The organism is Blautia sp. LMAG:89, assembly GCF_008679485.1.
Classification (GTDB): Bacteria; Bacillota; Clostridia; order Lachnospirales; family Lachnospiraceae; genus Blautia_A; species Blautia_A fusiformis.
This window is the reverse complement of record NZ_NANC01000009.1, coordinates 176622-190539: the sequence shown is the minus strand read 5'-3', so window position 1 is coordinate 190539 and position 13918 is coordinate 176622. Positions and strand designations below refer to the sequence as shown.

Sequence of the window (13918 nt, the reverse complement as noted above, 5' to 3'; positions counted from 1 at the left end):
CATATTTTGTATATTTAATGCTATGTAGAAAAGAGGAAAAAAATAAATGGGAGTTTTGAATATTGTGCTCCATGAGCCGGAAATTCCGGCAAATACAGGAAATATCGGAAGAACCTGTGTGGCAACAGGAACCAGGTTGCATCTGATCGAACCGCTTGGTTTTCGCCTGAATGAAAAGGCCATCAAGCGTGCAGGTATGGATTATTGGGAACATCTGGATGTGACCAGATATCTAGACTATGAGGATTTTCTCAAAAAGAATCCGGGAGCAAAGATTTATTACGCAACCACCAAGGCACCTCAGACTTATACAGATGTGCAGTATGAGGATGACTGTTTCATTATGTTTGGCAAGGAGAGTGCGGGAATCCCGGAGGATATCCTGGTAAACAATCAGGAAACCTGCGTGCGGATCCCGATGATCGGAGATATCCGTTCCCTGAATTTAAGCAATTCAGTTGCCATTGTGCTTTATGAGGCGCTGCGACAGCATAATTTTACGCATATGAATCTGGAAGGCCATCTTAGAAATTACGACTGGAAGTAAGCCTGCAAAGAGTAAATAAAAACCTCTGATCCGGAAATACTGTAGGAGATATTGAGAGATATTTCTTTTACAGCCTTCCGGATCAGAGGTTTTTTGATGTTTTATTTTGCTTTTTCCAGTGTAAAGATAAATTCTGTTCCAACACCTACGGTGCTGATCACATTGATATTCTGCTTATGAGCGTTGATGATCTCTTTTACAATGGCAAGGCCAAGCCCGGTACCCTTGCGGTCTTTTCCACGGGAGGCATCGATCTTATAGAAACGATCCCAGATCCTGGAAAGACTTTCCTTTGGAATTCCGCTTCCATGGTCTTTGACTGAGACAAAAACCTTGCCATGATTGACTGTGGTTTCCAGTGTGATAGAAGAATTGTCGTTGCTGAATTTTACTGCATTGTCCAATAAATTGTATAGTACCTGCTGGATCTGTTCCATATCTGCACGGACAAAAAGCTCTTTTCCCGCAAGGAGGAGCTCCAGACGGATGTTTCGTTCCGAACAGGTTCCCTCAAAGGTGGCGGCTGTGGTACGGATCGTTTCATTGATATCAAAACGCCGCATATGCATCATACGCTTTTTGACATCCAGTTCGTTTAAGGTAAGGAGACTTCGGGTAAGCTTCTCCAGACGGGTGGATTCAAAAGCAATGACTTTCAGATAACGTTCCTGCATTTCCGGTGGGATGGTACCGTCCAGCATGGCTTCCACATAGCCTTTGATGGAGGTCAGAGGCGAGCGGAAATCATGGGACACATTGGAAATGAATTGTCGTTGATACTCTCCGTTTTTGTTCAGCTTGTCTGCCATGTAATTCAGGGAGTGGGAAAGATATCCCATCTCATCTTCAGAATCTACGGGGATCGTGTAGGTAAGATTTCCGTTGGCAAATTCCAGGGCACCCTTCAAGATTTCTTTCAGAGGTTTGTGGACTCTGTAAAAATAGATCAGAAGAAAACTGAAAAACAGTGCATAGATCACAATAAAGATCAGGATCATAACCTCTACGATATTGCTGCGGCTTTCGTAGAGGTTTTTCATAGGGTAGTGGATCACCAGATAACCAGTCACCAGATCCGTATCTTTTATGGGAACGACTGTGCTTAGCTGTGTGGTTTTTAATGTCCCGTAAAACGTACCGGAGGAATAGCAGGTATCTTCGTAATCTTCCGGTCGGAAGTTCCTGACGGTGATATCACCGGAATCAGAGGACTGCTGGTTTGTGTTTATCAGAACGTTCCCATCTGTATCCATAACCCAGAAATCTGCATTTTGAAAGGCTGCTGCAGAGGAAAGAGCCAGGGTGAGGGATTTGTTTTTGGGGCTTTTTACAGCCTGACGAAGTTCATTTTTGGAAACCAGCTGGCTGGCAGTGCGGTAAAGGGACTCTCCGGTAGAGCGCTCCAGCCTTTTTTCTACCAGGTAGGAGCCACCGGAGGAAAGCAGCAGAAAGCAGATTCCGCCCAGCATAAAGTACAGGATCAGCAGTTTAGTATAAAGATGCTGTTTCATGAATCCTTTACCTCAAATTTGTAGCCGATCCCCCAGACTGTGGAAAGAGCCCAGTTTGGGTTATCCTTGATCTTCTCACGTAGACGTTTGATGTGAACGTCTACGGTTCTGGTATCGCCAATGTATTCATAGCCCCAGATGTGATCCAGAAGCTGTTCTCTTGTGAAAACCTGATTGGGAGAAGCTGCCAGGAAATAGAGAAGCTCCAGCTCCTTTGGCGGCATATCGATCTGGTGTCCCATATAAGTTACAGAATAGTTGGTCAGGTTGATCACCAGATCCGGATAGGAAACACATTTTTCCTTTGGCGCGGCAGACGGAGATTTTACATGAAATCTGCGCAGTACCGCACGGACACGTGCCACCAGCTCTTTGGAGTCAAAAGGCTTGATGATGTAATCATCTGCTCCAAGTTCCAGTCCCAGGACTTTGTCAAAGGTTTCTCCCTTGGCGGAAAGCATAATGATCGGTACATCGGAGGTGTGACGGATCTCGCGGCATACCTGGTATCCGTCAATGCCCGGAAGCATGAGATCCAGAAGGATCAGATCCGGGTGAAAAATATGGAACTGCTTCAGGGCTTCCTCGCCGTCATTTACGATCTTAGTCTCAAAGCATTCTTTTGTGAGATAGAGAGCAACCAGCTCTGCAATGTTGTTGTCATCGTCAACAATGAGGATTTTCTGTTTTGTAGCCATGGCTTCAGCTCCTTTTTATTTCTTGAATTCTACAATGGTCACGCCGGCATCGCCTTCTCCGAATTCGCCGAGACGGAAGGAAGCTACGTGCTTTTGGCGCTTCAGGTAATTGTGGACACCTTTGCGGAGGGCACCGGTACCTTTTCCGTGAACGATACGGACGGATTTCATGTGTGCGATATAGGCGTCATCCAGATATTTATCCAGCTCTGCAACTGCCTCATCTACGGTTTTTCCCAGAAGATTGATCTCTGTGGAAATGCTGGCTGCCTTGGACATACGGATCTTTCCGGCGCCGGTACGCTGCATGGACGGAGTGGTGATCACCGGCTCGTCCACAAGCTCCAGATCGGAGATATGAACCTTGGAACGGATGATACCCATCTGCACAAAGAGATATCCTTTGGAATCCGGATGACTGGAAACTGTTCCTTTCAGATTCAGGCTGAGCACCTTTACGGTATCGCCAAGAGAAAGATCGGATGGCTTCAGCTGTTTCTTTGGCTTTTGCTTCTGCTGTCTGGAAGACATTCCATTTTCGGCTTTTGACATACGTTTTTTCAGGTTCTGGCGCTCTTTTTCTACGGAAGCGGTATCTACGTGATCCTTCTGGAATTTATGGAAAAGCTTCATGGTCTGATCTGCGTATTCCTTGGTATCGCGGAGAATCGCATGTGCCTGTTCATTGGCTTCTCTGAGAATCCGCTCTTTACGTTCATCCAGCTTTTCTTCTTTTTCCTGAAGAGATTTTTTCAGATCTTCTACCTGTTCTTTGTAACGGGCAATTTCAGCACGCTCGTTTTCGATGGTGACACGGCTCTGCTCCAGGGATGTCAGAACATCTTCAAAAGATTCATCCTGCTCGCTGATCTGTTCCTTTGCTTTGTCGATGATGAAATCCGGAAGCCCCAGCTTGGAAGAAATGGCAAATGCGTTACTTTTTCCCGGAACACCGATCAGAAGGCGGTAGGTCGGACGTAAGGTCTCCACATCGAATTCACAGCAGGCATTTTCCACACCTGGAGTGGAGAGGGCATAGATCTTCAGTTCGCTGTAATGGGTGGTTGCCATGGTACGGATACCCTGCTCGTGAAGATGTGACAGGATCGCAATGGCAAGAGCGGCACCCTCTGTAGGGTCCGTACCTGCACCAAGCTCATCGAAGAGGACCAGGGAATCTTGATCTGCGGATTTCAGGAAGGAAACCACGTTTGTCATATGAGAGGAGAAGGTACTTAAGGACTGTTCAATGCTCTGCTCATCTCCGATATCAGCATAAACCTCGCGGAAAAGTGCAAGTTCGGAACGATCCAGCGCCGGGATATGGAGACCCGACTGTCCCATCATGGTAAGAAGACCTACGGTTTTCAGAGAAACAGTTTTACCACCGGTGTTTGGTCCGGTGACAACCAAGAGGTCAAAATCATCCCCGAGACGGATATCAATAGGAACGGCTTTTTTCTTATCGATCAGTGGATGACGGGCCTGGCGAAGCCGGATCCGGCCTTCTGTGTTGAAAACAGGTTCACTGGCGTTCATGTCCATGGCAAGTGCGGCACGGGCAAAAATAAAGTCCAGCTGTACCATGATGGAAAGATCTGCGTGAATAGCCTCCAGCTCAGCAGCTACCTGCTGGCTTAAGGATGCAAGGATCACTTCGATCTCTTTCTGCTCTTTCAGCTCCAGCTCGCGGATGTCGTTGTTCAGCTTGACAACAGCCATGGGCTCAATGAAAAGGGTGGAGCCAGTGGCTGACTGGTCGTGGATCATACCGGGAACCTGGCCTTTATATTCAGCTTTTACCGGGATACAGTAGCGACCGTCGCGCATGGTGATAACGGAATCCTGAAGATAATTCCTGGCACTTCCTGCAACCAGAGAAGAAAGCTGGGTGTGTATCCGGTCGTTGGTGGCTTTGATGCTGCGGCGGATCTGACGAAGCGTGCTGCTGGCATCGTCACTGATCTCATCCTCAGAAAGGATACAGCGGCGGATCTCTGTGCTAAGGGGTGTCAGAGGTTCCAGTGCCGCAAACATTCCGTCAAGGGAATCGGTCATTCCGTCATCACGGTCACTTCTGGAATAGGCCTTTACACGGCCGGTATTCTCAAGAAGACTGCAGACAGAAAGCAGCTCCGGTGCATTCAGGGCGCTGCCAACAGTAAGACGTTTTAATGTGCCGCGGATGTCCTTGACGCTGCCGAAGGAAATGCCGCCTTTTTTGAACAGGCGTGCAAGGGCATCGTGTGTCTGCAGCTGCATGGACCGGATCTCCTCAATGTCTGTGGAAGGGGTAAGCTTTCGACAGAGATCTTTTCCCATGGGGGAGGAGGCCTTGTCTGTGAGCAGATCTATGATTTTATAGTATTCAAGTGCTTTGTATGCTTTTTTGTTCATTGTTGCTATAGTTACTCCTTTTTGTTACTTCTGTTGATTCTGTGTTTTTCTGCGTAACACAGGATATGCAAAAAAACACTTCGTTTCCTATTTTACATGATTTCCATAGCAAAGGAAAGTAAAATGTGTTATTATACTGAATAAAGCCCGGAAGTAAGTGGAAACTGTGCAGAAATGCCAGAAAGCCCGGACCGGGATGCGGCCAAAGATCATAAAGAAAGTCTGGCTATGAATGCAAAGTGTGAAGCGGATGTGTTTGGGAGTATGTCTGCTTTGAAAGTAAAAAGAACAGAAAGGCAAGAATTTTATGCGTTTTTTAAATGAATTACATGAGGGAGACAGAGTAAACGGGATCTATCTCTGCAAACAGAAACAGGCAGCTACAACGAAGAATGGCAAGCCCTATGAGAATCTGATCCTTCAGGATAAAACAGGTGTGATCGATGGTAAGATCTGGGATCCCAATTCTCTGGGAATTGATGAGTTTGATGCGCTGGATTACATTGAGATCATGGGAGATGTGACAAGCTTTGCAGGCGCCATGCAGCTGAATATCAAGAGAGCACGCAAGGCAGGAGAAGGGGAGTATGATCCGGCAGATTATCTTCCTACCAGTGAGAACAGTGTGGATGATATGCAGAGCCAGCTGCGAGAGCTTATCAACAGTGTGAAGAATCCCTATCTTTCCCAGCTTCTGAAGAAGCTTTTTGTAGAAGATCAGGAATTTATGAAGATATTTGAGGGACATTCTGCAGCCAAGACCGTACATCATGGCTTTATTGGCGGGCTGATGGAACACACTCTTGGAGTGACACGTCTCTGTGATTACATGGCAAATGCATATCCGGTTTTAAACCGTGATCTTCTGATCACAACCGCACTTCTTCATGATGTGGGCAAAACGAAGGAGCTTTCTGCTTTTCCGATGAATGATTATACAGATGAGGGACAGCTTCTGGGACATATTGTGATCGGGGCACAGATGGTACATGATCTTGCAAAAGAGATCCCGGATTTTCCGGAGAAGCTTGAGAATCAGGTGATCCATTGTATTCTTGCACATCATGGTGAGCTGGAGTACGGTTCTCCCAAGAAGCCGGCACTTGCAGAGGCAGTTGCCCTGAATCTGGCAGACAATACAGATGCAAGGATGGAGACACTGACAGAAATTTTCCACGCAGACAAAGGCAAAAAAGAATGGCTTGGTTTCAACCGGCTTTTTGAGTCCAATTTAAGAAGAACAGGAGATATTTAATACATGGAATTCCGTAAAAACGATATACTCACTTTAGATATAGAGGATTGCGGAGTTGACGGTGAAGGTATCGGGAAAGCCGATGGCTTCACCGTTTTTGTGAAAGACGCCGTGATCGGAGACCGGATCAAAGCCAAAATCATCAAGGCAAAAAAGAACTATGGCTATGGCCGTCTGATGGAGGTGATCACACCGTCTCCATACCGTGTGAAACCTGCCTGCTCCATTGCCCGCCAGTGCGGAGGATGCCAGCTTCAGGCATTATCCTACGAGCAGCAGTTGAAATTTAAAGAGAAAAAGGTTCGTGGACATCTGGAAAGGATCGGAGGTTTTCAGAATCTTGATATGGAACCGATCATGGGGATGGAAGACCCCTATCATTATCGAAACAAGGCACAGTTTCCGGTAGGAAAAAATAAAGACGGAAAGATCATCACAGGCTTTTATGCAGGAAGAACCCACTCCATCATTGATAACCGAGAATGTATTCTGGGAGTGAAACAGAATAAAGAGGTTTTGGACCGTGTGATCGGACACATGGAAAAATATCATGTACAGCCCTACGATGAGGCCACGGGAAAAGGTCTTGTACGTCATATTATGATTCGTTATGGCTTCCATACAGATGAGATGATGGTCTGTCTGATCTTAAACGGAGATAAGATCCCTGCAGAAAAGGCTCTTGTGGAATCACTCTGTGAAATTCCGGAAATGACCAGCATTACCATCAATGTTAATAAAAAACGGAACAATGTGATCCTGGGTGATCAGCTTCGTCTCCTTTGGGGACAGTCCTATATAACGGACAGCATCGGAGATATTTCCTATCAGATTTCTCCCCTGTCCTTTTTCCAGGTTAATCCCATCCAGACCGAAAAACTGTATGGAAAGGCTCTGGAATATGCCGGCCTTACGGGAAATGAAACTGTATGGGATCTGTACTGTGGAATCGGAACTATCTCCCTGTTCCTGGCCCAGAAAGCAAAATTCGTCCGCGGCGTGGAGATCGTACCACAGGCCATTGACAATGCAAGAGAGAATGCGAAGCTCAATGGCATTGAGAATGTAGAGTTTTTTGTCGGAAAAGCAGAGGAAGTGCTACCGAGAGAGTATGAGAAGAATGGCGTTTATGCAGACGTTATCGTGGTAGACCCGCCACGGAAGGGCTGTGATGAGGTGCTTCTGGATACAATCCTTAAAATGAAGCCGGAGAGGGTTGTGTATGTGAGCTGTGACAGTGCGACACTGGCGAGGGATCTGAAGGTGCTGTGTGCGGAGGATTATGAACTGGTGCGGGTTTCTACTACTGATATGTTTCCGCAGGGAGTCCATGTGGAGACTGTGGTTCTTTTGTCCCAACTGAAACAAAAGCCGGATGATTACATTAATGTCACGATTGAACTTGATGATATGGATATAACATCTGCAGAGACTAAGGCTACATATGATGAGATAAAGAAGTATGTGGCTGAACATAATGCTGGCATGAAGGTTTCCAATCTGTATATCTCACAGGTAAAGAGAAAATGCGGAATTGAGGTTGGAAAGAATTATAATTTACCTAAAAATGAAGATAGCAGGCAACCGCAGTGTCCAGAAGATAAAGAGAGTGCAATTGTGGAGGCATTGAAGCATTTTAAGATGAATAGTTAATAAAGAGAGGTCAGATGCTATGCCAGGTATACTCGTGGTTGAAGATGATGAAAATTTAAATCGTGGAATTACATTTTCACTGAAAAAATCCGGATATGAGGTTTTTTCAGCAGAATCAGTGAAAAAAGCGAAAAGAATTGCAAGTGATAATAATGTGGATGTTACCATTTGTGATGTGAATCTTCCGGATGGGAATGGACTGGAATTTGTAAGGTGGATAAGATGCAATTATAATACATACATTATTTGCCTTACAGCACTAGATCAGGAGATGGATCAGGTTATGGGATATGAAGCAGGGGCGGATGATTATATTACCAAACCGTTTAGTCTTTCGGTACTTCTTTTGAAAATAGAAGCACATTTCCGCCGCAGACAGGAGAAACCGGAAGCCGGAAAGATGATTTCGGGAGATATCGTATTTATCGCAGGAGAAATGAAAGTCCTGATAAAGAGTCGTGAAATCAGTCTGACAAAAACGGAGTTGAAAATGCTGACTTTTTTTCTTCAGAATCCGAAACAGATTCTTTCAAAAACACAAATATTGGAAAATGTGTTTGATCTGGAAGGGGATTTTGTGGATGAAAATACAATCGCTGTCAATATCAGAAGACTCCGTGAGAAAATCGAAGACAATCCGGCTGCACCGGTCTATATAAAGAATATCAGAGGTCTTGGGTATATATGGAATCAGGAGGTAAGGCAGTGACAAAGAGATATCACAGGAAACTCACATCAGCCTTGTCTTTGGTATTGCCGGTCATATTAGTGTTTGCAATATTAAATTGCTTTACCACGTATGTGTTTTATGAAGATTATAAATATAAAATGAATCTTATGACAGAGATTGCTGCAAAGGAAGAATTTTCCGGGCTGGATGCTGTTTCGGAATTGCTTAAGGATAAGGATATTGAAACTAACGAACAGGGAAGGCGATTATTGGAGCAATATGGATACTGGGGGAATAAAGGGAATGCATTTTATTCGCAATTCCGGCATCAGGTTATGGTGACCGGTGCTGTAAGCACTGTGATATGCGTGCTTCTTTTGACTTTTTTACTTTATTGGAAGAAAAAAGAAGATGCGTGTCATCAGAAAATTTTAGACCAGTTGGAAGAAATTCTGATCAGATTCCGTGAAAATAAATTTGATGATTTACTGAAAACGGAAAATCATGCAGAACTGGAAAAATTGAATGACCAGCTTGAAGCAATCGGACATCATATTCAGTTGATAAAGGAAGAAGCAAGGGCAGAAAAGGAGAACACGAAAGAAATGGTTTCTGATATTTCTCACCAGTTAAAGACACCGGTTGCAGCTTTGGATACATGTTTTAGTGTGCTGATGCAGAATGACTTAAGTGCCACAGAACAGGAGGAGTTTCGTATCCGTTGTCGGAGTGCTCTGGATGGACTGGAGACATTATTGCAGTCGCTTCTTGAAATATCCAAGATGGAAACTGGACTGATTCAGATTAATAAGAAAAAACTTCCGCTTATGGATACTGTCATATCTGCTGTGAACCGCACTTATCCTAAAGCGGATGAGAAAGAAATTGAATTCGTTTTTGACTATGAAAAAGAGCTGGAAACATGCACGATTATGCAGGATAAAAGGTGGCTTGGTGAAGCTGTGATCAACGTTCTGGATAATGCGGTCAAGTACAGTCCGTGTGGTTCAAAAATATTTATCCGGTTACAAAAAAGAAACGATCTTGTAAGAATGGAAATTGAGGATCAGGGAATTGGTATTCCACAGAATGAGTATCACAAAATTTTTCAACGATTTTACAGAGGAAGTTCCAAGGAGGTCATGGAAAAGAGTGGTACAGGAATCGGACTTTTTCTATCGAGAGAAATTATCGAAAAACACGCAGGTACGATTACGGTAACCTCCGGCAAAAAGAAAAAAGGAAGCATGTTTGTGATTCAATTACCATATGTTGGTTAAATTTTAAGTGAGCAGAAATCTTACAATTCTGTAAGATTTCTGCTCGTTTTTTGAAAGTGAAATGAAAGATTGTCCTGATACAATTTGGATGTAGGTTGAAAAATGACCAAATATATAAACAGGCAAAGAAAGCGTGCTGAAAAGGTACGCTTTACAGAAGTGAAAAGGAGGCAACACATGAGTGTGATATTAGAAACCAAGCAGCTTTGTAAGTTTTATGGCGCAGGTGAGAATCAGGTCAAAGCGGTCAATCAGGTGGACATTCAGATTGGGCAGGGAGAATTTGTCGCAATTGTTGGAAAGTCAGGTTCCGGTAAAAGTACATTACTTCATATGCTTGGAGGGCTTGATACCCCGACAAAAGGCAGTGTTACTTTAGCAGGGAAAGATTTATACAGGATGAAGGAAGATGCCCTTGCTGTTTTCCGCAGAAGAAAAATCGGATTTGTTTTTCAGGCATTTAATCTGGTTTCATCTGTTAATGTCTGGGAAAATATTGTACTGCCACTGGGGCTGGATGGAAGAAAAGTGGATGAAGCGTATGTAAATGATATTATTGCAACTCTGGGGATTGAAAACCGGATTTATAATCTGCCAAATCAGTTATCCGGAGGACAGCAGCAGAGAGTAGCAATTGCAAGAGCACTGGTGAATCGTCCGGAAATTATATTTGCAGATGAGCCGACAGGAAATCTTGATTCTAAGACCAGTGATGAGGTAATCGCTCTGCTTAAGATGACAGCAAAAAAATATGGACAGACAATTGTAATGATTACCCATGATGACGAAATTGCACAGGTCGCTGACCGTATTCTGGTGATTGAGGACGGACAGGTGGTGGATTTCAGATGAAGACAATAAGCAGGATTGCATATAGCAATGACAAAAGGAACAGGACAAGAAGTATACTGATCATGATGGCAATCTGTCTGACCACGATGCTGCTTGTTATCATCAGTACTGTGGGAAATGGGGTAATTCATTTACAGAAAAGTCAGGCGGCAGGATCATATGGAAGCAATTATGGTCTGTTTGTTTCCGCAGACGGATCGCAGTTAAAAGAAGTAAACCGCCGTGCGGAAATAGATGCTACAGGCACTATGTGCACCGAAGGTATCATAAAAGGCAATGAAAAAGGCGGGTTTGTCTGCATGGATGAGACTGCAAGAAAAATGCTTCCTTATAATAAAGAATATGAGTTGAAGGAAGGAAAGTATCCGGAAAAAATGCAGGAAATTGCCGCAGGAAGAGCATTTTTTCGTGCAATGGGGTATGGTGATGTAAAGATCGGAGATACGGTTACACTGGATTACCGCGCAGGGATGCAGTCAGAATATAAGCCGGAAGAATTTGTTGTCAGCGGAATCCTATATGATCGGGATGAGTATACCATCGAGGCATCTTATGTTGCTTTCGGATCACAGGAGTTTTATGATGAGCACGTCGCAGAGAATGACAGACAGTATAATATTTATTTTACTTTAAATGATTCTGCAAATGTATCTATGAATAATATTGATTCTGTTATAAAGCAGATTGCAGCAGCTTGTGGGATCGAAGAAAAAAACGTTATAGTCAATGATCTCTATTTGCAATGGGTCTTGCAGCCGAGTTATGAAACGATTGCGGTATGCGGGGTTTTGATTCTTGCAATTGTACTTTTCTCTGTTGTGGTCATTTATAATATTTTTCAGGTCGGTATTGCCAACAAGATACAAGAGTATGGAAAAATCAAGGCTCTGGGAGCGACAAAAAAGCAGATGAAACAACTGATCTTCAGAGAGGGTATGTTTTTGACAATTTCTTCAATACCAGTTGGATTGCTTCTTGGTTTTCTGATTGCAAAATGCGGTTTTAACTGGCTGGTAGAACAGGGAAACCTTGTATTAACCGGAACTGGCTCTATGGGAGTCCAAAATCAGCAGATGCCACTGTTTTCCCTGCCTGTTATGCTTCTATGTATTTTCGTGTCATTTTTTACCGTTGCTTTGGCGCTGCGTAAACCAATGAAAATTGTTTCACGGATTTCACCTATCGAAGCAACACGGTATTTAGAAAATGCAGAAACACACAAAAAAGGAAAACGAAATGGCAGAAAAAATGTCACCGTGTTTTCTATGGCAATGGCAAATATAACGGGTAATCCAAAAAGAACCATTGGTACCATCTTCACACTGGGGCTTTCCTGCGCATTGTTTGTGATTATCTCTAATTATGTAGGAAATATTGATACGGAGCATGAAGCACGTCTTTCCGTTAATCATGGACAATTTGAACTGCAGCTTGATTATTCTGCTGAGTACGATGAAAGATATCCGGAGAATAATCTGGATACGATTCTGACGGATAATCCATTGAATGATTCAATGATTGAAGAAATCAAAAGCATTCCAGGAGTGACAGATGTCATGACGCGAGAGATTGTCTCTGTAAATCTGAACGGAACAAGATTTCCGGCTGATATTGTGAGTAAAAATGATTTTGATTTTATGCGCCAAGACGGGGATATTGGCTCTATGGACTATGATCAGGCGGTAAAGAATGGTGAAATTTTCTTTGGTTGGTTGATGTGGATGGAACAAGATGGATATGCTCCGGGTGAATCCATTGCATTTGACTTTGAGAATGGAAGTGAAACCTATACCTATCAGGGAAAGATTGCAGGATCATTTGTAAGCGCGGACACTTATCTTGTCATTCCGGAAGGTGTATACCGTTCCATGAATCCGAGGGGAACAGCCTATGGCTATCTGTGGGTGGACTGTGATAAAAAAGATGTTGCATCTGTGGAACAGAGTCTGAATACTTTGATTTCTAATACTTCGCATATAAAAATGGATACCTATCATGCACAGTTACAATCTGCAGAATTCACAGCTCGCATGATGAAGCTTGGCTGTTATCTGTTTATGGTGGTTGTAGGACTCATCGGTTTTATGAATATGGCAAACACCATAATCATGAATATTACGACAAAAAAGCAGGAATATGGTGTATTACAGGCTGTGGGTATGACAAATAAACAATTAAATTTATGTCTGCAGTTACAGGGAATGATGTTTACGGTTGGTACCATATGCGTAGCTTTGATCATTGGTCTGCCGCTCGGCTATGCACTTTTTTCCTATGCAAAACATAATGGAATATTTGGAATGAATATCTATCATGTTCCAATCGTACCAATTTTTATTATGATTTTTTTGGTCGGTCTGTTGCAGATTGTACTTTCCTGCGTTTTAAGCAGTAATCTGAAAAAGGAAACGCTGGTAGAAAGAATAAGGTATCAGGGATAGCAAGTATTGCTGGGATATCCTCAGTATCATAACAGGAATTAAAAGCACTTGGTTTCAAAAAGTTTTGTACTTTTGACAAAATGCAACCGATTTTTCATCAATTATAATAAATTTGATTAAGCAGCCTGTGTGTAATGAAGCATACAGGCTGCTTGCATTTTATAACGGTTGAATGAAAAAGTAACTTCCACCATGTGCTAGTACTGATAAGTAAAAGGATTTCTGCAGAATTAATTTCTACAAGATATAGATATTTACACAAAACAAAACTATAATATAAGGAGAAAACACCGTGTTTTTACGGGCTTGGAACATCACGAAAGGACCGCTGGCTGTTCTTTGCAAGGGTAACTTCCACCGGTCTGGAGAATACGATGCCGGAAATGAATGTGATATTTAGTGCTTTAACAGCGTGGGTTTTAATATCACCTGATCCGCGGGTATATCTTTAAGATCGCAAAGTTCCAATAGTTTTCTGTCTATCAGTAACTGAGCCAGTTTAAATGGGGTACAGCCGTTTAAACTGGCTCTTGCCACGCTATTGATATGGTTAGCTATCAGAGTTACCTTGCTCTGGTTCAGTTGTGCGAAGCCTATACCTTGATTTGGATAAA

The 13918-nt window shown here is 43.3% G+C and carries 10 protein-coding genes and 1 pseudogene; 7 read left to right on the top strand and 4 right to left on the bottom strand.

The features are described 5' to 3' along the window. Positions 1-46: 46 nt before the first annotated feature. Positions 47-547 carry a tRNA (uridine(34)/cytosine(34)/5-carboxymethylaminomethyluridine(34)-2'-O)-methyltransferase TrmL gene (trmL, locus tag CCC70_RS12460; RefSeq protein ID WP_015524365.1) on the top strand — a complete coding sequence of 167 codons (501 nt, stop codon included), beginning with the start codon at positions 47-49 and terminating at the stop codon, positions 545-547. 101 nt (positions 548-648) lie between these two features. On the opposite strand, the gene CCC70_RS12455 is transcribed toward trmL, so the two are convergent. The 3 genes from CCC70_RS12455 to CCC70_RS12445 are packed head-to-tail and all read right to left on the bottom strand — an operon-like array spanning position 649 to position 5153. Then, positions 649-2058, bottom strand: a complete 1410-nt coding sequence (locus CCC70_RS12455; RefSeq protein ID WP_287084972.1) for a sensor histidine kinase — start codon at positions 2056-2058, stop codon at positions 649-651. Continuing rightward, a complete protein-coding gene (locus CCC70_RS12450; RefSeq protein ID WP_015524367.1) occupies positions 2055-2756 on the bottom strand; it encodes a response regulator transcription factor in 702 nt (233 codons plus the stop codon). The genes CCC70_RS12455 and CCC70_RS12450 overlap by 4 nt, the downstream gene beginning before the upstream one ends. 15 nt (positions 2757-2771) lie before the next feature. Beyond that, positions 2772-5153, bottom strand: a complete 2382-nt coding sequence (locus tag CCC70_RS12445) for an endonuclease MutS2 (RefSeq protein ID WP_287084971.1) — start codon at positions 5151-5153, stop codon at positions 2772-2774. A gap of 307 nt (positions 5154-5460) precedes the next feature. On the opposite strand from CCC70_RS12445, the gene CCC70_RS12440 reads away from it, so the two are divergent. The 6 genes from CCC70_RS12440 (at position 5461) to CCC70_RS12415 (ending at position 13304) form a co-directional block, all read left to right on the top strand. Next, positions 5461-6408: a 3'-5' exoribonuclease YhaM family protein gene (locus CCC70_RS12440; protein ID WP_092071451.1), complete on the top strand. Its 948-nt coding sequence runs from the start codon at positions 5461-5463 to the stop codon at positions 6406-6408. 3 nt (positions 6409-6411) lie between these two features. Further along, entirely contained in the window at positions 6412-8061 is a 1650-nt protein-coding gene (gene rlmD / locus CCC70_RS12435; RefSeq protein WP_287084969.1) for a 23S rRNA (uracil(1939)-C(5))-methyltransferase RlmD, read from the top strand. Between the two features lie 19 nt (positions 8062-8080). Next, positions 8081-8770 (top strand): response regulator transcription factor, encoded by a 690-nt coding sequence (locus CCC70_RS12430; protein ID WP_287084967.1) that lies wholly within the window; start codon positions 8081-8083, stop codon positions 8768-8770. Then, positions 8746-10011 (top strand): sensor histidine kinase, encoded by a 1266-nt coding sequence (locus tag CCC70_RS12425; protein ID WP_173746131.1) that lies wholly within the window; start codon positions 8746-8748, stop codon positions 10009-10011. The genes CCC70_RS12430 and CCC70_RS12425 overlap by 25 nt, the downstream gene beginning before the upstream one ends. Positions 10012-10188: 177 nt before the next feature. Next, on the top strand, positions 10189-10863 hold the full coding sequence (locus CCC70_RS12420; RefSeq protein WP_118071954.1) for an ABC transporter ATP-binding protein: 675 nt from the start codon (positions 10189-10191) through the stop codon (positions 10861-10863). Continuing rightward, on the top strand, positions 10860-13304 hold the full coding sequence (locus CCC70_RS12415) for an ABC transporter permease (RefSeq protein WP_287084965.1): 2445 nt from the start codon (positions 10860-10862) through the stop codon (positions 13302-13304). The genes CCC70_RS12420 and CCC70_RS12415 overlap by 4 nt, the downstream gene beginning before the upstream one ends. Positions 13305-13700: 396 nt before the next feature. Here the strand turns inward: CCC70_RS12415 and CCC70_RS16740 are convergent. After that, a pseudogene (locus tag CCC70_RS16740) lies at positions 13701-13907 on the bottom strand (IS30 family transposase); the annotation flags it as partial. Between the last annotated feature and the right edge of the window lie 11 nt (positions 13908-13918).